Annotated in this window: 17 protein-coding genes and 1 pseudogene; 4 read left to right on the forward strand and 14 right to left on the reverse strand. The window is 66.5% G+C overall.

Annotated elements, in window-relative coordinates; genetic code table 11:
- Both AB0F52_RS30155 and AB0F52_RS30160 read left to right on the forward strand, forming a co-directional pair.
- Positions 1-3,414, forward strand: a complete 3,414-nt coding sequence (locus AB0F52_RS30155; RefSeq protein ID WP_360178934.1) for a hypothetical protein — start codon at positions 1-3, stop codon at positions 3,412-3,414.
- Positions 3,415-3,761: 347 nt separating this feature from the next.
- A complete protein-coding gene (locus AB0F52_RS30160; protein WP_360178339.1) occupies positions 3,762-4,124 on the forward strand; it encodes a peptidoglycan-binding domain-containing protein in 363 nt (120 codons plus the stop codon).
- Between the two features lie 62 nt (positions 4,125-4,186).
- On the opposite strand, the gene AB0F52_RS30165 is transcribed toward AB0F52_RS30160, so the two are convergent.
- From AB0F52_RS30165 to AB0F52_RS30215, 11 genes and pseudogenes are all read right to left on the reverse strand, one after another.
- On the reverse strand, positions 4,187-6,835 hold the full coding sequence (locus tag AB0F52_RS30165) for a DNRLRE domain-containing protein (RefSeq protein WP_360178342.1): 2,649 nt from the start codon (positions 6,833-6,835) through the stop codon (positions 4,187-4,189).
- A 1,067-nt stretch (positions 6,836-7,902) separates the two neighbouring features.
- Positions 7,903-8,166 (reverse strand): alpha/beta hydrolase, encoded by a 264-nt coding sequence (locus tag AB0F52_RS30170; protein ID WP_360178345.1) that lies wholly within the window; start codon positions 8,164-8,166, stop codon positions 7,903-7,905.
- On the reverse strand, positions 8,163-8,681 hold the full coding sequence (locus tag AB0F52_RS30175; RefSeq protein WP_360178348.1) for an ATP-binding protein: 519 nt from the start codon (positions 8,679-8,681) through the stop codon (positions 8,163-8,165). The genes AB0F52_RS30170 and AB0F52_RS30175 overlap by 4 nt, the downstream gene beginning before the upstream one ends.
- 103 nt (positions 8,682-8,784) lie before the next feature.
- Positions 8,785-10,411 (reverse strand): annotated as a pseudogene (gene istA, locus AB0F52_RS30180) (IS21 family transposase).
- A 482-nt stretch (positions 10,412-10,893) separates the two neighbouring features.
- Complete coding sequence (locus AB0F52_RS30185; RefSeq protein ID WP_360178351.1) at positions 10,894-11,217, reverse strand: hypothetical protein; 324 nt, start codon at positions 11,215-11,217, stop codon at positions 10,894-10,896.
- Positions 11,214-11,648, reverse strand: a complete 435-nt coding sequence (locus AB0F52_RS30190) for a hypothetical protein (protein ID WP_360178354.1) — start codon at positions 11,646-11,648, stop codon at positions 11,214-11,216. Before AB0F52_RS30190 ends, AB0F52_RS30185 begins: the two co-directional genes overlap by 4 nt.
- Before the next feature lie 61 nt (positions 11,649-11,709).
- Positions 11,710-12,378: a hypothetical protein gene (locus tag AB0F52_RS30195; protein ID WP_360178356.1), complete on the reverse strand. Its 669-nt coding sequence runs from the start codon at positions 12,376-12,378 to the stop codon at positions 11,710-11,712.
- Between the two features lie 6 nt (positions 12,379-12,384).
- Complete coding sequence (locus AB0F52_RS30200; protein ID WP_360178359.1) at positions 12,385-12,936, reverse strand: hypothetical protein; 552 nt, start codon at positions 12,934-12,936, stop codon at positions 12,385-12,387.
- Positions 12,929-13,429 (reverse strand): hypothetical protein, encoded by a 501-nt coding sequence (locus AB0F52_RS30205; RefSeq protein WP_360178362.1) that lies wholly within the window; start codon positions 13,427-13,429, stop codon positions 12,929-12,931. Before AB0F52_RS30205 ends, AB0F52_RS30200 begins: the two co-directional genes overlap by 8 nt.
- Entirely contained in the window at positions 13,426-13,752 is a 327-nt protein-coding gene (locus AB0F52_RS30210) for a hypothetical protein (protein WP_360178365.1), read from the reverse strand. Before AB0F52_RS30210 ends, AB0F52_RS30205 begins: the two co-directional genes overlap by 4 nt.
- Positions 13,753-13,770: 18 nt before the next feature.
- Positions 13,771-14,604, reverse strand: a complete 834-nt coding sequence (locus tag AB0F52_RS30215; protein ID WP_360178368.1) for a hypothetical protein — start codon at positions 14,602-14,604, stop codon at positions 13,771-13,773.
- Positions 14,605-15,721: 1,117 nt separating this feature from the next.
- On the opposite strand from AB0F52_RS30215, the gene AB0F52_RS30220 reads away from it, so the two are divergent.
- A complete protein-coding gene (locus AB0F52_RS30220; protein WP_360178371.1) occupies positions 15,722-16,678 on the forward strand; it encodes a hypothetical protein in 957 nt (318 codons plus the stop codon).
- Position 16,679: 1 nt separating this feature from the next.
- Positions 16,680-17,732, forward strand: coding sequence for a S8/S53 family peptidase (locus AB0F52_RS30225; protein WP_360178374.1), 1,053 nt, complete (start codon positions 16,680-16,682; stop codon positions 17,730-17,732).
- Between the two features lie 49 nt (positions 17,733-17,781).
- Here the strand turns inward: AB0F52_RS30225 and AB0F52_RS30230 are convergent, their stop codons facing one another.
- The 3 genes from AB0F52_RS30230 to AB0F52_RS30240 all read right to left on the reverse strand — a co-directional run bounded on the left by AB0F52_RS30230 (position 17,782) and on the right by AB0F52_RS30240 (position 21,740).
- Positions 17,782-18,246: a hypothetical protein gene (locus AB0F52_RS30230; RefSeq protein WP_360178377.1), complete on the reverse strand. Its 465-nt coding sequence runs from the start codon at positions 18,244-18,246 to the stop codon at positions 17,782-17,784.
- A gap of 149 nt (positions 18,247-18,395) precedes the next feature.
- Positions 18,396-18,566: a hypothetical protein gene (locus AB0F52_RS30235; RefSeq protein ID WP_360178380.1), complete on the reverse strand. Its 171-nt coding sequence runs from the start codon at positions 18,564-18,566 to the stop codon at positions 18,396-18,398.
- 1,398 nt (positions 18,567-19,964) lie between these two features.
- Entirely contained in the window at positions 19,965-21,740 is a 1,776-nt protein-coding gene (locus tag AB0F52_RS30240) for a hypothetical protein (RefSeq protein ID WP_360178383.1), read from the reverse strand.
- Between the last annotated feature and the right edge of the window lie 5 nt (positions 21,741-21,745).

Raw genomic sequence — 21,745 nt, forward strand, 5'->3', positions numbered from 1 at the left:
GTGACGTTGGCGTTCGTCCGTGCGTGTAACGGCGATCCGGGGAAGTGGGAGCAGCGTTGGCGGCGCGTAGCCGGCGAGTCGCCAGGTGCGCCGGTCGAGGATGATCGTGTCACTCCGTATCTGGGGTTGGCCTCGTACGGCATCGACGACGCCGAACGATTCTTCGGGCGCAGGCGCATGACCGCCCGGTTGGTGGACCTGCTGGACCGGCAGCGGTTCGTGGCGGTGTTCGGCGTTTCCGGTTGCGGGAAGTCCTCGCTGTTGCGGGCCGGGCTCGTACCGGTGCTGTGCGGGCGCGACCGGCACACGGTGGTGATCACTCCTGGAGCTCGGCCGGCGATGGCGTTGCGCGAGGTGCCGGCGGACGATGTCGTTCTGGTCGTCGACCAGTTCGAGGAGTTGTTCACCTTGTGCACGGATGCGCTGGAGAGGAGCGAGTTCGTCGACGCGCTGACCGCCCGTGCCGCCCGACCGTGCGGCGCGACCGTGATCGGGGTACGTGCGGACTTCTACGCCCGGTGCATTCAGCTGCCGGGCTTGGCTTCGCTGCTGGCCGAAGCGAGCGTGCCGGTCGACTCGCTGACCGACGACGACGTGCGGGAGGTGATCACGAAACCGGCGCACCTGGCTGGTGTCACGGTGGAGCGGGCGTTGGTGACCAAGATCCTCGCCGAGGTGGCCGGGCAGCCGGGCGCGTTGCCGCTGGTGTCACACGCTTTGCTGGAGACCTGGCAGCAGCGACGCAGCGACACGCTCACGGTCACCGGGTACGAGGCAGCGGGCGGGGTCGCGTCCGCCGTCGCCCGGACGGCCGAGGCCGTGTACCAGCGATTCACCGAAGACCAGGCGGCCACCGCCCGCGAGATCCTCGTACGGCTGGTCGTCCTGGGCGAGGGCGGGATGTCGGACACCCGCCGCCGGGTCGCTCGGGACGAGCTGGATTTTCCGGGGGTGGACGTCGTGCTCCGCGAGTTGGCCGCCGCTCGCCTGGTCGTCGTGGGTCAGGACACGGTCGAGATCGCGCACGAGGCGATGATCGGCGCGTGGCCGCGGCTGCACGGCTGGCTGCACCGGGATCGGGAGACGTTGCGGCTGCACCGGCAACTGACGCACGACAGTGACACCTGGGACACCCACGGCCGCGATCCGGACCTGTTGTACCGGGGCGTGCGGCTGGGCGCCTGGGACGGCCGCGCAATGGCGGGACTGAACGAGCAGGAGCGCGATTTCCTGGCAGAAAGCCGGCAACGAGCCGCGCGAGAGGCCCGGCTACGTCGCCGCCGGCTGCGGCTGGCGGTCACCGGCCTGGTCATGGGCCTGGTGGTGACAAGCGTGCTGGCCTTGGTCGCGGCGGCACAGGCGAATCGGGCCCGCGACGAGCGGGACCGGGCGCTCGCACGGCAACTGGTGGCCAACGCCCGCGACCAGCTGCAGATCGACCAGGAACTGGCGGTGCTGCTGGCGCGGGAGGCCTACGACACCAAACCGATCGACGAGGCCGCAGCGGTGTTGCGGCAGGCGGTGGCCGACTCGCGGATCCGAGCCGTGCACCCGTCGGGGCAGACCCAGGTTTTCGGGGTGGCGTACAGCTCGGACGGCCGACAGCTGGCGAGCAGCGGCGCCGACGGCACTGTCCGGGTCTGGCGGGTGGAGGGGCCGGACAGGTTCGGCGAGTCACCACAAGTGCTGCCGGGGCACACCGGACACGTGTGGAGCCCGGTGTTCAGCCGTGACGGCCGCTGGCTGGCGGCCGGCGGCGAGGACGACGCGGTGACCGTGTGGGACCTCGTGGGTGGTGGCGCACCGATCGTGCTGAAGGGACACGGCGGCGGCGTATCGGGCGTTGCGGTCAGCCCGTCGGGTGAACGGGTGGCCGCGGCAGGCGATGACGGTCTCGTTCAACTCTGGGATCGGGCGGCCCCACAACGGCCGGCGCTCCTGCCGCTGGGCGGGGGAACCGGGCTCGCGGTGGCGTTCAGTGCCGACGGGGCGCACCTGGCCGCCGGCGGCGTCGACGGCGAGGTGCGGGTGTGGCGCGGCGACGGCGCGGGCCCGCCCGTGGTGCTGCGCGGGCACGAGGGCGAGATCGAGCAGATCGCCTTCAGCCCCGACGGAAAGCGGCTGGCCAGCGGCAGCTACGACACCACCGTACGGATCTGGAACACCTCCGGTGAAGGTGAGCCGCTCGTGCTGCGCGCCAGCGACGGCACGGTCGAGACCGTGGCCTTCAGCCCGGACGGACGACGGATCGCCAGCGGGCACAGCGGCAGCGACACCGTCCGCGTGTGGAACACGACCGCCGGCGAACTCCCGAACCCCCTGGAACTCCACGGCCATGACGGCCCGGTGTGGAGTGTCTCGTTCAGCCCTGACGGTCAGCGGGTGGCCAGCGGCAGCGGCGACGGCACGATCCGGCTCTGGGATCCCGCCTACCCGGGTGCTCCCCAGGTGATGTACGGCCATGACGGCCCGGTGTGGTCGGTGGCCGTCAGCCGCGACGGGCGGACGATCGCGAGCGGTGGCCTGGACGGAACCGTCCGCCTCTGGCGGGCTCCGAACCGACGTGACCCGCTGGTGCTGCCGGGCCACGAGGGCTCCGTCCGGCTGGTCGCCGTCAGCGCCGACGGCCGGCGGGTGGCGAGCGCGGGGAAGGATGGCACGGTCAAGATCTGGGATGCCGTCGAAGGCAAAGCCGTCGCAGTCCTGGATCATGATCAACCGGTCAGATCCGTGGCGTTCAGCCCCGACGGGCGGCGCGTGGCCAGCGGTGGCCGTGACGGCGTGGTGACGGTCTGGCCGGCCGACGGCCGCGGGGCCCCGAACAAACTGCAGGGCCACGATCATTCCGAGGTCTGGTCCGTCACGTTCAGCCCGGACGGGCAGAGCGTGGCCAGCACCGGCCAGGACAGCACCGTGCGGATCCAGCGCATCGACGGCTCCAGCACACCACGGGTCATCCGCGGTGGTCCCGGCCTCGTGTGGTGCGTCGCCTTCACCCCGGACGGGCAGCACCTGCTCACTTGCGGCGACGACGGTTCGATCCGGATCTGGCGCGGCGACGGCCAAGGGCAGCCTCGTATCCTGCGCGGTCACCGCGGCCCGGTGTGGGCCATGGCCATCAGCCCTGACGGACGGCGGATGGCCACCGCCGGCAACGACGGCACCCTGCGAATCCGGGACCTGCCCGACGGGAAGGAATTGGTGGCGCTGCGCGGCCATGGCGCGTCCGTCGAGCAGGTCGTGTTTCAACCCGACGGCGTCGGCCTGCTCACCGCGCACGGGGACGGCACGGTGCGCTTCGTCCGTTGCGAGGTCTGCGGACCCATCGACGAGGTCCGAACCATGGCCGACACCCGCGTCACCCGCTCCCTGACCGCGGAAGAACGCGGAACATACCTGGGCGAAGCGTCCTGACCTCGGCTTTCACCGGGGTTGTTTAGCGCCGGACACCCCTACTGGACAACCCGGTGTTCTGCTCTGCTGGCACAGGAAGACCGGTGTGAGCGCGGATTCGCGGCGATCTCCGGGTTGCCGCCCGTCTGGACGTCGAAGGAGAGGCCCCTGGGTCACCTCTATCCCTTACCCGGTGTCGATCACGGCGTGTCCGGTCAACTACTCCGCCTCGAGCGGTTACCTCCAGACAGCGTCAAGCTGATCCCGGGGCGCCCTGCTCGGATCGCACGACAAACCGGTCAAAAAAGAGGGAGGAAGAAATGAATCGTCCGTCACGACGTGGGTTCAGCAGGCGTTGGAAGGCAACGGTGCTGGCGGTCGCCGTGGTGCTCGCCGGGTTGCTCGTCACCGCGGCCCCAGCCGGTGCCGCGACTCCGCAGTGCACCACTTGGACCACCATCTCCGGCGAAGGGTATGTACCCTCGACCAGCTCCGGGGAGACGAACTGCTGGATGCTCCGGGGCAACTACAGCTGGGGCGTCTGGGCTTTGCAGATGGCCCTGGTCAACTGCTACCACCAGTACGTCGGCCCGAACGGCCCGGACAGCGATTTCGGCGGCAACACGTTCAACGCGCTGGTGAACGTCCAGAGAGCCCACGGCATCAAGGCCGACGGTGGCTATGGCCCGCAAACGCGAAGCGTTCTGAAGTTCTATTGGGATTGCGTCTAGTCACACCGCTGCCGGCCCCGGTCCGTACGGACCGGGGCCGGCAGCGGTCCGTGTTCACGCGGTCAGCGGACCCGGATCTCGGCGATCTCGAGCGGGTTCCCGCCGTACCACCAGACCCGGAATTCCAGGCTGTTGTCGGCCGAGGTCACCGTGAACGGGACGGTGAACCGGATGAACCGGTCGTAGCTGCCGTCCGTGGCGAAGCGCTCCGCCCTCAGGATCTCCGGCGGGGGCACCGAATTGTTGCCCCGGGCGTCGTAGACCTCGATGTTGGCCACCTGGGTGCCGGCGGCCGGGGTGACCGAGCGCATCACGAACTCCACGTTGTACGAACCCGGGGCGAGGGTGTGGTTCGGCCCGAAGGTCATGTGGCCCGGGGCGCTGGTGCCCGGAACCGCCTCGAGCAGACCGGTGGCGGTCCGGCGGTAGTTGCCCTCCGCAGGCGTCTGCAGCGGCGCCTGGCCCGGGCTGTAGGTCAGCTTGGCGCCCGCGCCGAGCGCCAGCGCGTTCACCGCGAGGGTCTCGATGTTCATCAGCGACGCGGGTTTCTCCTCCAGGTCCGTGTCCGTCGTCCACCCGAGCAACGCCCCGGTGCCGCCTACCCGCTGCTGCCTGAAGACGATTTGGCTGCGCAGGGACGCCGAGTGCATTTCCAGGTCACGCCGCTGGAGGTCGGTCAGGCCGGTGTGGTGGACGAGAAGCAGGTCGGCGAACAGTTTCATCAGCCCGATGTGGTAGTTCTCGAACAGGCCCGGGTAGTCGTAGATGTTCCAGACGGGGTTCATCGCAGGCCTGGCCTTGCCCAGAACCAAGTTCCACTTGTCCAGGGTCTTCTGCTGCGATCCGGCGGACAGGTAGTAGAGGCCGTCCAGCACGAGCCGGTCGAGTTGGTTCTTCTCCTTCTCCTCGATCGGAAGCTGATCGTACGGCGTCCAGGTCTGATCGCCGGAGATGATCTGCCACCGGATCTGACTGCCGTTGTCACTCAGGCCGTTGGGCTGCGGCCGGCTGTAGGCCTGCGCCATGTGGCGCGCCAGCCAGTTGTCGTCGAACCAGAACAGGTGGTACGGCCGTCCCTGATCGGACCCGCCCACGCCCTTGCCGAAGTGCTCGTGGAACGCGAAACCGGCCGGGACCGGATCGACGTCGTCGTTGTAGTCGTAGTCGAACAGCAGGTGGTTGTTGACGTCCAGGGCCGTCTGCCGGACGTCCAGCGGCGCCACCTGACCGATGAGCCCGGCCTCGTTCCATTCGTGCGGGGGCGGGTACTCCGCGGTGTACTTGATCGGGCTCCAGAACTCCTTGTACCGGTTGAGCAGGTACCGGAGGCCGTTCAGGTCCTTCCACATGCCCTGGGCCGAGTAGGCATAGTCGACGGCGGCCAGGCCGTACGGGTAGTTCACGCCGTAGCGGTAGAGGCCGGACTGGGGCGGGTATTCGTAGTCGAGCCGCACGACCGGGATCTGCGCCGTGTTCGGGGCCTGCCGCGACCGGACCTGTTTCCAGCTCAGGCTCGGATTGGTCTCGTTGTAGGAGGTGAGTCCCATGTAGACGGTCGGCTTGCCGGCGTCGGCCGCGCGCTGGAAGAGCGGCGCGACACCCGCGTTCACCCAGGCGTCGTTGCAGGAGGAGTTGAAGCCGGCCGTCTGGGTGGAGTAGCCGTCGTTGGTCAGCAACGCGGGGGCGGTGTCCCACCAGATCGGGTTGGTGTACGGGGCGGTGTCCCAGACCAGCCAGCCGGTCTGCGCGCAACTGCCGGAGTACCAGTTCCACAGGCTCAGCGTGGCGTTGGTGATCCGGGCGCCGGCGAACTGCGCCGCGGGCCACTGCATGAAGGACCGCGCGAGGTAGCTGGTGGCCTTGCCGTAGGCGAGGTAGTCGGCGCCGGAGTGGTCGGGTTTGCCGCTGGTGGAGAGCTCGTCGTTGCGGACGATGGTGTCGGAGGCCGGGTCCAGCTCGATCTGCGGGTCCAGCACGACCGGGTACTTCGTCTTCGGGTCCTGCAGCCAGGCCTGGTCGGCGGTGAGCCGCAGGTCGACCGCGCCGGTGCCGCCCGCGGCGTCGGCTCCTTTGGCCGGTGTCGCCGCAGGCTTCGCCGATCCGCGCGGCCTGACCTGAACGGCGAGGCCGTTCTCCCGGGCCCGCTCGCCGCTCGCGCCGACCGACGAGTCCCACATCGTCGGCGCCGGCACCCGGCCGACGGTGGTCCCGGCGGCGTCGCGGATCGCGAACGAGGCCGGGCCGTCGGCGACGAACCGCAGGCCGCCGCTGCGCAGCGGCACGGTCGTGGTCGCCACCTGGGCGGCCGCCGCCCGGTTCTTGACCACGAGCGACTGCTCGAACCCGAGCCGGGTTGCCGTCAGCACCAGGTCGACGCCCGGCCGGACCTCGCGGTAGGTCGCCGTGTTCGCGGCGAGCACCGGGGCGGGCAGCGGACCGGTCCACAGCATGCCGACCGAGTCGTCACCGGTCTCGACCCGTGCCAGCAGCTGCTCGCCGGAGCCGGTCGCGGCACCGGAGAAGCGCAGACCGCGCGGGTGCCCGATCGGCTCGACCGCGCCGTCGGCGGTCGGTTGCAGCGTCAGGTCCACCGTCCGCCAGGCGCCGTCCTTCTTGAAGCGGACTGGGCCGGCGTAGATCTCGGTGCTGAGGCCGCCCTCCGGCCGGGCCCACACTTGGGTGGTCTCCGTCCGCTGGGACAGCACCTCCACCCGGCTCCCACACGCCCGCGCCGCCATCCCGGCGGACTGCGGGTCCGGCCGCTGCGCTGGGCAGGCGGGTCTGGCCGCCGCCCCGGCGGGCAGCACTACCGGATTTGTCAAGGTAAGCAGCAGGACGGCGACTGCGGTCCCTTTCGAGAGTCTTCCCCTCCGTCCCGAACCGAGCCGGGTCAATACGTACGAACGTCTTCGAACCGACATTGCTCTCCCTATGATCGAATTCAATACTGGTGCCTCTACCTGCCCAACGGCACCACTAAACGACACAGCATTGATTTGGTTGCCGTGCCTGAGATCAGCGATGTATCGACGGTTTAGCTACCCTCATCACAGCAGGCCACGGCGTTGTTTAGTAGCGGGCAGGTGCACTAAACAACTGCGCCGATAACCGAGGCGCCTGGGTGAATCCGGCTCGACCGACACTCGCGGCCCGTGCCACGCGATGCTGGTCCCGACGCGATTGACCCACGTGGATGGGTGAGGGTGATGCCGGCCGCATCAGGTCGGGTTGGCCGCGGCCAACGCGCTCCGCCGGTTCGGCGGTGCCGCTCGGCTCAGCCGTGCTAGGTGCGACGCTGACGGCACCGCGCTCGGGACACTCCCCAGCAACCTCGCAGCAGCCGGGTACCGGCGGCAGACAGCGCCGTCGCCAAGCAGGCCGGGCTCGCCGTCGCCCAGCGCCCACGCCGGACTACCAGCGCTCACCGCGATCGAGCAGTCCTCAGATTCGACACCGGCGACTGGCTGTCGCGTCGTCGGCCAACGAATGGGTCATCACCCCCGACGAGTTGCCTCCCGACGCCACACCGCACCACCATGTCGAGACAGTGACCATTGCCGGCCGCCCGTGGGCGCTGCAGGTGAACCCGTCACTGACCGGGACCGTTGATCGCCAGCGTCGGCCCTGCCGAGCGAGCTGTGGCGACCAACGACGCATCACGTGCACTGCCAACGCACTCTCGTGCCGTGAGTCGGTCGACGGCGAGCGGGCAGGCGCGCTCATGCCGATGACCGGACATTGTTGTCAGTCCGTGGTGGTGTCCTCATAGCTTCGGCTGTCAGCCGGCCTCGGCTGCAGTGTCGATGACGGGTGAGCGCAAGAACTCGGCGATCTGCTCGAGCGCGGTCGCGGCCTCCGGCAGAAACGACCAGAACAGGTGGAACACGTGCGTGCCCACCGGGTAAAGGTCGAGCCGGACGTCCACGCCGTACTCGGCGGCACGGTCGACGAAGCGGCGCGTCTCCTGCAACACTATGTCGCCGGTGCCGGACTGCACGAGCAGTGGGGGCAGGCCGGAGAGATCGGCCTCGAAGACGTTCAACAACGGATCGGTGTGCGGGTGATCCCCGACGTAGAGCGAAAGCCACCGCGCCACCGGCGTCCCACCCGGCAGGTCCACGACGTTTCATCAATGCAAAGAAGATCCACTCGTCCGTAGCGGGCGATGGTCTTGGTGAGAACCTTGTCGTCGGCGGCCTCGACCAGCTCGTTGACCAGCTTCGTGGCCAAGGTGTAGCGGACTCGGAACCCGGCCATCGCCGCTTCGGTGCCCAACGCGATCAGCAGGTGCGACTTGCCGGTGCCGGAGTCGCCGATCAAGCAGAGCGGCAAGCCCTTCTTGACCCTGTCGGAGGTGGCCAAGGTGTGGATCACCGCCGGGTCGACGTTCGGGTTGGCCTCGAACTCGAAGGCCCGCAACGACTTCTCACGAGGGAACGCGGCGGCCTTGATCCGACGCTCGGAACGGCGACGGGCGCGGTCGTCGCACTCGGCCATGAGCAACTCGGCCAGGAAACCCCGATAAGACATCTGGTCGCGAGCCGCGGCATCGGCCAACTCGGGAAACTGGCGCGGATGGTCGGCAGCCGCAGCATCCGGCAGGCCTGGTCGACGGCGGCGTCGGCGGCCTGCTCGGTCAGGCCCCGATGGCGATGGATGGTCACGAGTCGGTTCCTCCCTGTCGAGCGCGACGGCTGGGCAGCAGGTCGTCATAGGCGGCGACCGACGGCAACGGTCTGGTGTCATGAGGCAGCTGAGCCAACCGCCGCTGCGTCAGCGAGGTCACCTTCACCGGTGGCTCGGACCGGTGTGGCGTGGCATACGTGTCGGTGACGGGCTCGTCGAGTTCGGCGGCCTTGCGGGCTTCCAACGCGACCGCGTCGGCGGTCAACGCCCCGACCCGCAGCGCCGCGGCCAAGCCGGCGACGACGTGGTCGTGGCTCATGTGCCGGTGCAGCAGCAGGACTTCGATGAGGGCTCGGGTGCCGTCGCGTTCGCCATGGGCCTTGCGCGCCGCGGACCACCAGGCGTCGTGGACCGGGGTGAACTTGCCCGCTGCCCGTGCCTGCTCCAACGCGGTCGCGCCGGGCAGCGCACCGGGTTTGCGCAGCAACCCTTCCAGGTAGTGATCCAGACCCAGGCGGGTCTCGCCCTTGGCCAGCAACCGTTCGTGTCGGGCGACCTCGGTGCGGCTGTCGAAGACGACCAGTTCGGAGGCGTGCAACAGGACCCTGACCTGTCGGCCGATCAACCACGCCGGCACCGAGTAACGGTTGGTGCGGACGGTGATCTGCGCGTAGCGGTCGACCCGCGGGGTGAACCAGCGGCCGGTCTCGAACGGCTCGTCCGGCAACGGCGCCAGTAGCGGAGCCTCCGCGGCGAACATCTCCCCGACCGTGCGCGGTCGGGTCCCGATCCGGCGGTCCAGATCCTCCTGGTCCCAGCCGTCGATCATGTCGTTGAGCTGGGCCAGCGACTCGACCTCGGGAACGGGGACCAGGTGGTTGCGACGGAACCAACCGATCTGGCCCTCGACCCCGCCCCTCTCATGGGCGCCCCGCTCACCCGGCTGGCAATAGAACGGCTCGACAGACCAGTGCGAGCGAAACGCCGTCCAGCGTTCGGTCTCCACCCGGTTGCGGGTGAAGCCCAGCACCTGGGCGACCGCGGCTTTGAGGTTGTCGTAGCGGATCTTGCCGGTCGGAACCCCGCCGAGGACCCTGAACGCGTGGACGTGGCCCTCGAAGAACGCCTCCTGACCGCCGGAGGCGAACACCCGGTGCACCGCCCTCCCGGAGAACGACATCCGCAACGCGAACAGCATCACCGTGACCTGCTCCCCGCGCAGACGCACCGCGACCTCACCGAAGTCGACCTCGGCCTCCTCGCCGGGGCGGTGCGTCTGCGGCACGAACAGCTCCGCGACCCCCATGCCCGCGGCCTGGGCGATCTCCGGTCTGCGGGCAGCGACGTAGGCCCGCACCACCGGATAGGACACGTCGGTCATGCCGTGTTCGTCGATCAACCGGCCGTAGATCCGCGTCACCGTGTGCCGCTGCTTGCGCGGTGCCCGCAGATCCTCCCGCAGCATCGCGTCGATCACCGGCTTGAACGGATCCAGCTTCGAGGACCGCTGCGGATAGCCCCTTGCGTTCCGGCGGCCACGCCGAGGTCAGCGCCTTCTGCACCGTCCGCCAGCCGACGTTGTACTTGCGCTCGATCGCACGCCCCGACACCCCGGCACGGGAGTCCCGGCGGATCGCGGCGTAGAGCTCCACCTTCGACATCGAGGGCATGAGCGCTCCTCAACACCTGAAGCACGACCATGCTCCCACCGCAAGCAACCCCTGACGTCAAATCCACGAACACCGACCTTCACCGAGGCGGGGTGCCGTCCATCTTCAGCGATACCTGACGTCAGAGATAACGAACAAAGTCACTTCATGAAGTCTTCAACGCCCGTACACGGATATGTAGCCAGGTAGTCACTTCTTCGACGTCCGAGTTGACCGCAGCCGTGGACGGTCCCAGGCTCAACATCCCCACGTCCGATGAGGTCGAGGTACTGTTCCGACAGTGACCGGCAGCTGCTGCCGAGCCGGTACCAGTAGGTTCTCAGCGCTGTGACCAACTGCGGGCCGCGACGTCATCGTGGCCCACAGTTGGTCACAGCGCTCCGAGGTCAGTCCACACCTGCGGTTCGCTGGGACCACGAACTCGCGAGCATTGACGCACCACCACTCGTTGCCGTGCCCGTCTTTTCACACCATCAATGGAAGATCTCCGCGAGAAATTCGTCCGTGGCCGGAGCGTAGGTGATCAGCTGATCGGGATCGGTCACACCTGGCCGGCTGAGATGTGCGCGCTTGCTGGCCTCGGTTTCCGGCGACACATGGACCGAGTGGACTCCGCCCATGAGCGCGTCGGGGTAATCCAGGGGAATCGCGTCACCGATACCGGGAGTGATGATGTTCGGGTCTTCGGCGATCGCAGCGGCGCCGAGAGTGGTCTCGACGACATCCTCGTGGTAGTAGGCGGCCTGCAGCCATGGGTACTGTTGGGCGGCTTTGAATTGGCGCGCGGTGATGTTCATAGACAGTTCCAGACGAATAACATGTTTCCTGCGGGCGCGGTGTCCCGGCACAACTCGCGCACTCGCTGGAGCCACGAACGCAAAGCGAACGGATCACGATTGACCAGTTCCGGGGTGCGTCCCCAGTCTGCCGTCAGTTGACCGAGAGACTCGTCTCCGACCGCAGGCAGAAGACGCACGACTCGTTCGCTCAGGGTCGTGATCACCGGCGAGACGTACAGGTCGGGGTTCTCTGAAGGGGTCGCATTGGCGGTATCCAGCGCGGCCTCGAAGGAGACGTCCGAGAGCAGCACGTCCAGTGACGCGAGGGCCACGGGGTCCAGCCCTCTGGCTCGCACCGCGAGGTAGCCGAACGTCGTCGGATCGGGGAAACCCGCGGCACGGTAACCGGACAGTGACGCGGGGTCGGCGCTGAACACGTCGGTGATCATCGCACTCCTGCGTGGCGCTTTGCGAGCATAGTTGGACTATACAGGACGGTCCACGCGCGGGTCATTCAGCGATACCCAGGTCACGCAGCTTCCGGAAAGCGTCGAGAGCCTCTTCGAAGTCCTTGGAGCGGGCCGGCGCGGCTAGGACGCTGGTTTCGTACGGCGCCTCGGCGGCGCGTTCGATCAAGATTTGCGCATAGAACGGCAACGCATCGATATTCGCCGCGGCGGCAGCGTCGCGGCGAACAAGGAACTGGGTTTCTGGGTCACGTTTCACAAGATGCCCGGGAACATCCCACATCTCGATGCCGCTGAATTTTGCTTCGGTGATGTCCAAAGCCCAGTCGATCTCTTCATAGAGTTTCACTGCCGCCGGTGCGAGCACTTTCCGCGACTCGTCGTCGATGGCCGGGGAAAAGCGGACAGCACCGAGATTCCCGCGCAGTACCACGTGCTCGAACACGCACGCTTCGAACTCGATGGGCTTGCTGTGACCGAGAGTGTCCACGGTGACGCCGTCACACCGGATGCCGTAGAGCACGACGTTCCCCACCTTGCACTTCTGCAAGGAGACATCCCTGACCAACAGCCCGTAGGCGGGATCATCCTGCTCCTGCATGAGCGCGCCACCGGCGAAGGTGCACTGTTCGAAGGCGAGGCCTGCGAACGTCGCCGAGGGCTCGATAATCTTGCAATACTCGAATTTTTCTTTGACGTACTTCTGTGCCATGGAGTCCTACCGGAAGATTTCTTTGAGGGTGTTCTTGGGAATACTGGGATAGGACAAGATCTGGTCAGGGTGGTCGTAGTACGGTCTGCTCTCGTGCGTCCTTATCGAGGATGCACTACTTCCCGTGACGTCGACGTTGTGCTTACCGCCGATCTGGAAGTCCGGGACGGCCTTGCCTGGAGTGCTTGCCCCCAGGTGCGTGATGTTCTTGTCTCGAACCACGCGGCGGGCGGTGTCTTTCTCGATCTCCGTGCCCACGTACATGCTTTGCAACCAAGGGCGCTTCTGGCCGTTGCGCACTTGTGCGTCGGAGAGGTTGCTGCGAATCCGGCTCGCTGGCCGGCCGGCGGATGCGTTCATCGCGTTCTGGAGTTTGTCGTAACTGGCCCTGTCCTTCGCGCTGAGCTTGCTGCGCCACGATCCCGGCGTTTTGCCGACGACGCTCGACTTCCCGCCGGCGCCAGCCGGACGCCGGCCTTTGCGGAGCTTCGACAAGGCAGGCTTCAGGACCCCGGCCCCGGCCGCGGCCGCCTTGCCCGCTGCTTTGCCCTTAGCCATTGAGGACCGCGGTGATCGCCAGGTTGAGCGCCTGGTCCAGCAGCAGTTTGGTGATTTCCCGGAAAACGGGGATCTCCAGGAGCGAGGCGCCGAGGGTCGGCACCGCGGTGGCGATGGCCTGGGCGATTTCGACCGCAAGCATCGCCAGCTGCACCACGACGGCGGTCTTGAGCGCGATCACCACGCCGGCGCACACGTAGAGACCAGCGCCGATCAACGAGGACGCGGTGGCTCCGTCGTCGAGGTTCTGTTTCGGCGCCTCGCCGTCGGACCAGAACGTCCCGAACCGATCGACGGCCTTGCCGGAGTTCGTGCTCAGCACCTGCTGGGCGTGACCATCCGCCTCGGCCGCGGCGGGCCCCAGGCGATCGCCGAAGGACGACCACTGACCACCGAGGTCGAAGAGCTTCCCCTCGTTGCTGAGCGGCCAGTTGAAGCCGAGGGTGTTGAGCAGTCCGGAGAGTTCGGGCGGCAGCATGATCCCGCTCGTCATGCCGGGCCTCCCGAGAACTGCCGCAGGGAATCTCTGGTCCTCGACTCGTACTCGGCGTAGCTGTCGGCCATGACTTGCAGGTTCTGGCCGATGTCGCTGATGCCCTCGGCGTTGTCGTGGAAGGACTCGAAAGCCGCTTCGGAGGCGACCTGGTAGATCATCCCGAGCGCTGAGCCGAGGTCGTCGTCGCCGAAGGCGTCGCCGAGTGCGGCGGTCTGCGACTGGAACGCCGCGATGTCGCCGCTCAGGGACTGCCCGGTGCTCACCATTTTCTTGGCCGCCCCGCCGATTTCTTCGGGGAAAACCTCAAATCCTCCGGTCATCGCGTGCTCTCCCCCTCGTCAATCCACGCTGCGCATGACCGCCGTCATGCTGTCCGTGTAGGTGCGCAAGTGTTCCATGCTCTGCTGACGGACCGCGCCGGCTCGCGCCGCCAGCCGTCGCAGTGCCTCCGGATCCACTGCCTGCCGGTCCGCCGCGGCTTTGCGGCGCTCCCAATCCGCCAGCGCGGCGTTCACCGCCTGCTGCACCGCCTGTTCCAGCTCCCTCGGCGGAATCCGCGGCGCGAAGCCCGGCAAGGTCAATTCGATCAGCTCACCCTGGGACACGGTGACTGCGACCGTATCCGACTCGTCCCACCCTTCTCCGACAACCGGCGCCGAAGTGTCCTTCCCGAGTGCGGCCTGCACGGACCGCACGACTGCCAGCGCGTCCTCGAACAGGAAGTCGATGTGCTGAGGCGACGCGTCACCCTGGAGCCGGACTTTTCCGGCGAGCTTGTCCATAGACTGTTCCACCGCGCCTTGGACCTGGCGCAATGCCCGGGCACTGTCGTGCGCGAACTCCGCAAGCTGGTCACCCAACGCGGCAAGGTTCGGCCCCGGATCACCCGCCCTCGGGGCCTCTGCCAAAGATTGCGCCACAGCGTTGTTGACCGCTTCCCGCAGCAGCTCCGCTACCTCACGACGAGGCCGTCCGGTCACGCCTGCGCCGACAGCGGCCAAGGTGACTCGTCGATCTCGCATAGTCACACGTACCGCGCCGTTACCGGAAGTTCCCACCACCTCCTGGCTGTCGATGTCCGGCACTGAATCCGACGTGCCTTCTGCCCGTATCCGGGCTAACCGTTCCCTCTGCTCGGCAAGAAGGACCTCATAGTCCTCGCCCTGCTCCACACTGCCCCCTACTTCGACCCCATCGACCCATAATGATCACTCTCAGCTGAATCGTAGTCACTAAAGAGGCGAACTCCAAGCCTCGGCGGCGGCACAGCGAGCCCCGACAGATTCTCCTGGCGTTCAGTTGGATGGCATCGCTCGTCGTAGTTCAGAGATTGATCTTGCGTCATCGTGACGTCGCAGACGCGAAATTGGGCAGTAGCCCACGCGTGATGCCGCCGCCTCACGTTCCAGGGAGCACGCGACGGTCGCTGCCACTGCGGCTGGGTTCACGACACTCGCCACACCCGCGTTCAGACCCGGTCGGCAGGACCTCCCCAGCCGGCCGGCGGGCCAGCGCCGACACCCTTTCCCACAGGGCCAGCTCTTCATCACACGGCCACATCGCCAGGGCGACCCCATGGGAATACCGGCTGATCCCGACGGACAGCTCACCGACCAACCCGAGCACGACGATGTGCCGATCGCCGTGTGCACGGGACACCGTCAGCCGGCCCGGCTCCGTCCGTCCAGACCACCAACACGCACCTCCGCAACGCGAGGAACCGGGCAAGTGGCTCGTGACTGAACCAACGATGTCAAGTCTAGAAGTTCCTGACCGCGCAAAGCCGCAACCCAATCGACGGAAAGACAACTCGGAATGTTCCCCAGCTTTCTCACCCGCGACGGCGGCGATGTAGAACGAGACTTGACGACCCGCCACGTCAGCCGAGAAGCAATGGATCGGAACTTGCTGCGCTCGCCATCGGATTTGATCACGCTTCGACCGTGGCACACAAGATCATTCGCGGGGGTACACCAGTCTCGGGGGCGCCGATGTAGCAGCGCGCGGGCAGACACCATGACACCGCAGCCGACGATCCCATCTCGCAGATCAGTGGCCAGCCAATGTCCCAGACCCCGATTGGCCCGAGCGAAAGGTCACTATAAGTGATGGGACTGGCGGCCTCGCCGCCACCCCGGACCCACAGTTCAGGCAGGGCTGCCGACATTCCAGCAGGCTACGGGCATGACGCCATGACGTCACGGCCCACAGCGCCACGAGTTGATCAGCACGCCCTGTAACGACGGAGGTCGCAAGACGACTTATAGACACCGATCACAGGAGGTTGCCATGGCCAAGGTCGCATGGCGGGACGCTGAGGTCCTCCCGACCGCCGAGCAGTTGGAAGGCTGGCAGGTCGGCCCGAGCCTCCTGGCAACGGGCAAATGCTTCCGCTGCGGGGATCAGGCAAACGGTCAGATCACGCTGAGTGCGACGGTGACCCTCTCGATGGCGACCCCGGCGCGCCCGATTGGCCTTCCACAGGCAATGAAATGCAACTGTAGCGAGCCGCATTCCGGCCATCCGCCCTCCGAGCGCACGGGCTGTGGCGCCTGGTGGGTGGTCCGAGCCCAATCGACGAACGGCCAGACGTTCTCCCTCCGGCAGGTCACAGATCCTGACCTGCGCAGGGCCGCCCGCGTCGTCTCGAGCAAGCTCGAGGAATCCCGATCCGGCATCACGGTCGCGGCCGAGAAGTGGGTGCCAGGGGTCAGCGCGCTGCTGGGGCTCTTTGGATTGACCACGATCATCGTGGCGCGAGACGCCGTGACTGCCCTGCCGTGGTGGCTGCGATTGGTGACATTCGTGCTGGTCTGCGCGGCGCTGGCATGCGCCGCGACCGCGACCATCCTCATTTATCGTGCGGCCTACGGCTGGCCCAGAAAGGTCAATCTCACGACGAACGACGACGTCTTGGCCCTCGCTGCCGAGACCTCGAACCACGCCGAACACGCCGGCAAAAAGCTCCGAACCTCGGTGGCGCTGGCAGCCATATCAGCTGGAACGCTGCTGGGCTCCCTGGGCATCCTCTGGCTGCAGCCCACAACACCGACGCCGATGGCGTGGCTGGAGTACACGACGCTACAAACAGGCCCAGCCGTTCAGCGGCGCTGCGTCGAGATCACCGATGTCGTGAGCGGTCAGCTCAAGATCAAGGCCATCCAGGGTGGCCCCACCGAGGTCCTCACTCTCCCGCTGGCCCAGGTCACAAAGTTTCAACCGACCACCACCTGCAAGGGGTCATGAGATGTGCACCGTCGCCGAGGGATTCAGCACCTTGACCGGGACAAAAGAAGTCCTGGACGAGGTCGAACACCAATGGACGAGTCTGGACAGCGTCCGGTTCAACCCGGCTTGGCCATATCACAACAAGCCCAAGCTGACCCTGCGGGTCGCCACGCTGGAGAGACTGCACCGGTCATTAGGCCACCCGCACGCACCGCGAGTTGCCCTGATACGCCACGAAAACGGCAGTCCTCCAGGCGTGGGCAATCAGCTACAAGCCGAACTGCTCCTACGCGGCCTCCCGGTCATCTGCGAAGCCGGATACCACTTCGCACTAGGCGGAGGAAGCACAGCCAGCGCCGAGGCACCCACGGTGTGGATCGACCCGCAGATGGTCGCAGCAGCCACCACAGGCGAGCTCCCGGCGCCGGCGACGGGGAACCGAGTGGCGCTACTCGACACCGGCGACATCGGCGGCAACAAGCCGACAATGGTGGACCTCACAGGCGGCCAACTGATCCCCGACGCTGACGCCGACGACCTCAACGGTCACGGAACCGCGATCGCGTCCTTGATCAGAGCCATCGCGCCGAAGGCCGACGTCTGGCCAGTGCGTGTCGTAGACGCGGACCTGGCCACCAGCTACCAGCTACTCTGCGGGCTTGCGTATGCGCTGTGGTCCGAACAATTCGACATCGTGAACGTCAGCCTGTCGGCGCATACTCCCGGCGGCTGCGCCACCATGCTGGGCACCAGCCTCGAGATGATCTTGCGGTTGTGTCGGCAAAATGGCGTGCGGCTTCCCGCAATGGTCGCCGCCGCTGGGAACACCCTGACCGGTCAAAGCTTTGGGTACCCCGCCAAACTCCCCGGAGCCCTGGTAGTCCAGGCCTGGGACTGGTCCGGCAACCCGTCCGGATACAACGTCAGCGTCCCGGACACAGCAAGCTCGGTCTACGCATCCGGCGGTGAGCCCGGTCAGCCATTCGGCCACATCACCACACACGACCAAGCCCAACACGACATCTTCGGCACCTCGTTCGCGGCCGCCGTCGTCACCGCAAGCCTCCTTTGACCGTCGCACACGCCGGAGGAACCCCGACTCCGGCGACCACAGCTACCGCTCAAGTCAGACGCCACCCGTAGTCCAGCGACCCCGGCGAGTTGTCCGGCATGTTCTGCGCGTCGACCGCGCCGTCCGGCCCGAGCGGCTGACCGTAGGGATCGAAAGTGCGCAACTCCCCGGCCTGATGGCCGTCCGCGTCCGTGGACAGAACGACGTCTCCGCGCATTGACGGATGACCGAACGAGGGCTGGCCACCCGTAAGCGCCGACAACGTTGACAACGCCAATAGCCCGACCAAGTGGTCAATCGATACCCATGGTTCGCGATTTTTGCCTGCCACGGCCCAGCCGTTGACGTGCCCCACTTCCACAAGATCCTTGCGGTCGGCCGCGGCTGACGTCACGAACGCCCCGAAGACAATCGTCTTCGGGGCGTTCATCATCCATGAGGAGGGACCGCGCGTTTCATTCGTCGGCGTCCGTGGGGCGTTCTCGATGCGGTGCGCGGTGCTGCGGGTGAGCACGTAGTCCCTCCGGGGCAATCTCCGTGCCCGCTCATGACCCAGGACCCAGGGCAAATGCGGACCGGGGGCCACTGCCCGTGGTCGACGGCAGCGACACTGCTCGACCTTGCGCACCTGACCCATGGTTTTGAGACGCCGGAACGCGGGGACTACGCGCGCGGCTCGTCCGGCGCCTGTCGACTCTCCTCGTTCAGTTGCCGGCTTTCGGACAGGTTCCTCAGGAAGACCACCGCCGATGCAGCCGCACCGATGATCGCGGGCGGCACCGCCAGAGCCAGCGCAAGCGGGGCACCCTCGCGCACGAGGATGGTGATCAGCACCGCAAAGCAGACCATTAGCCCAAGGAAGACGACACGAAGCCAAACTTGGCGTGTCACCTGTCGCTTAGAAGCAGGATCCGTGACGGAATGTGATGACTGATTACGGCTGGTGGGTGGAATGTCTGGCGACGGCATGCCGTCGGGGCCTATCGTTTCCATCGTGCGCCCTTCCAAGGCATGGTCGGACCGCCTGGCCAGGCAGCGAGAGTTGCGAGCCCTTGCTGAACCGCCTGGCCAGGCGGGTGTCCACACCATCCGGGTAGCGGAGCGCTTGGACGGCCGGGGCCTAATCCCCGGCCGTCCGCACTAAACCTGCGGAGGTCTTCTGCCGCCCGGCGATCGCATGTCGTTCCCTCTTCCGCGTTAACCCGCTGGCGTCATAGCCGCACGGTAGAACGACTCTGGCCCGAGCGGGAGGAATGTCCCGCACTTGGGTCAGCACGCGGTCCGAAGTGCACCGAGTGATTACTCTCCGTATGCAGGACATCCGCGGCGGGGTACACCGGATGGCCTCGAAGCTCGTTGTCCGTGGTGATCACGCCGGCGCCGCATTACGCGGCTCCTGCAACTGGCCGCCGACGCCAACCTGCTGCTACGACCGCGCGCGGTCTCGAAGACATGGTTTCAAGACACTGACGCTTCAGCCGAAGCACCGTCAGCAAACCGCGGTCTGAACGGGCCTTCTCCCTTCGTTGTGCCGGCGAAGGTGTCCTGGGCCTCGTTCCAGCAGCAGGAGCTCGCCGTAGACTCCCGACCTTGGCACGTTCCGGCTTGCCCGACGCCACCTGTCTGAACGCCGGGCGCGACAGCCGGAAGGGAGCCAAGCTGCGGGCATCACAGACGTTCTGACGGCAGCGCCGAGGGACACGATGGACACCATGATCGCGGTAACCCACCGGGAGGGTAACGCTCCCGAGCATGAACCTGCTGCACATGCGAACCGAGCTGAGTGCACGCGCAGAGTCTCAGAACAAGCCCGCGCAGGCCCGCCGGCGACGATCTCTCACTAATTAACGTGGAGCAAACCTGGAGCACAGCCACGATGCCAACCGCATCCAACTGCACAGGACCGCCCTCAACTGCAGCCAGCTGCGCCACACGACCAGCAGGTTCTCCATAACCGCAGGTCAGGGCCATAACCGACCCATACTGGCAGTGAGGGGGTCACCAGCACTGTTTTCGCTGGTCAAGGATGTGCCCGTCAGTTGCCTACCCGAGTCCGGGAGCAGCCACAGAGCGAGCCCGAACGACACACTTTGTGGACGATGTATCCGCTCGAGCGGCGCACCGCCAGCAACCGCCCTGCCACGGAGGTCATCGGCCACGTTCTCGGATCGGGTGGCAACTACGGCTGGGCGAGCACATCTTCGCCAAGCACCGCCTTCGGCGCGACATGCACTAGTCGAGACCGTGCAGCATCCGGGCTGCGTCGTGCACGTGGTAGGCCTTCTGCAAAAGCGTTCGCTTGTAGATGCGCGCATCCTCACGCCTGCCGGTGAGTAGCAGCGACGACCATCCGAGGAGGTGAGCACTTCCGAGGCATGCGGCATCGAGTGTCAAACCGAGGAGCTCCTTCGAGATCACTCCAGCTCGCAAATTGTCTTTTTCTAGCGCCACCGTGTGGAGGTGGCCGATCGGACTGCTGTGCGTTACCTGGCTCAGCAGCGAGTACGCGACATCGAGCCACGCGGTTTCCGGGTATTCGGCGCCCATCTCGCGGAGTAGTGTCGCCATCGGCGGGAGTGGCTGTCGGCCTTTCGCGATGATATCCATGGGGGTCGTGATCTTGATGTTTTTAGGAAGCTCGAAGAGTTTCTCGGCGTTTACTCGGTCCACACCGTTGCCTGTGAACGCGTCGATGGCCTTCTTGCGGCGAAATCGAAACTCGTCGAAGTAGCGCTTGGATCGCTCCATGAACTCTTCTTCGGTGGTTATGGACGTCATCCACGCGTAGCGAGCGGCCTCCTCGAGGAGCATCCGGGCCGCGAATACGGCTATGATGTTGCCGCCAACCTGGTCATATGTCGACATGACGGCTATCAAGTTCGACATGGCCAACCCATGTGTCAGGATGGCCGCTAACCGCGGTTGAGTGTCGGAAGGTCCGAGTGATGGAGACCAGCTCTGGACATACTGGGCGTACAACTCTGCTGCACTGATCACGCGGCCCAGCAGAGGGTTGACATCGGGCAGTAGGTCTTCGGCCCGTAGAATCGCGCCTTGGTGGAGGACCGCATCGTCTGACCGTGGGCGCCGCTTCTTGCTCCCGGCTGCAACCGGCTTGGGGGTACCGAGCTTGTGAATAGTGGTAGCCGCCTGAACAACAGCCTTCGTTAGCTCCACAGTGCGTATGAGGTACGTCTGGCCGATCTCCGGGGGCCAACTCTCAGGGGCTGTGGCCCACACGCCGAGCAGCGTCGTGGTGACACCGACCGCGGCGACGTGCATGAACAACGCTTCATGGTCAGCCCGGAGGTCATGGTCAGGGGCGCCGTCCTCGGCAAAGCTGCTGAGAGCGCCGAGCAGGTTTCCGTGACCGGCGTGACCGAGCATCAGGACCGCGCCGCGCAAGCCAGCCACATGCAGCATGCTTCGCGCTGTAGCGAGGAGACCTTGAGGCGTTGTGTCGCCGATCTTTGGGTCAACTGGCTGCGTGGCTGGCTCGGCGAGGAACAGATCGAGCAGCTCATCGTCACTGGGCACTGTCGGAGCATGAAGCCATTCCGGCGCACTTCCGGTCAGGTCGGTCACTCCGATAAGCGGGGCAAACCAGCGTGGCAAGATGGGGCAACTCGCGTCGCGCTCCTCCAGGGTCCGGCAGATTCGGCTGCGTTCTTCAAGCATCCAGCCGACGAGTGATGGTAGCCGCCTGCGGGGAGCTGCGCCGATCCATTGCCAACGGAGCGCATCGATCAACAAGCTGCGGGCTATGGCGCCGAGCACCGTGCCACCGAATCCGGCACCGAGCAACGAGTCGCAGCACCCGTACCGTTGCCGGGCGAAGGGCCACGCCAGCTCAGCGAAGAAGAGGTCAGCCGCGCCGCCCCAGTGAAAGACCGCAGGGAGATAGTCGAGATGGAGGCGGAGTGCGCGTGTGGCTTCGCGGAGCTGGCGTGTCTCGGGAGACGATGCGCGGCCATCCGGACGTTCATCGTCAGATACCAGTTCGTCCAACCTAC

It is taken from the genome of Amycolatopsis sp. NPDC024027 (genome assembly GCF_040638975.1).
GTDB lineage: Bacteria > Actinomycetota > Actinomycetes > Mycobacteriales > Pseudonocardiaceae > Amycolatopsis.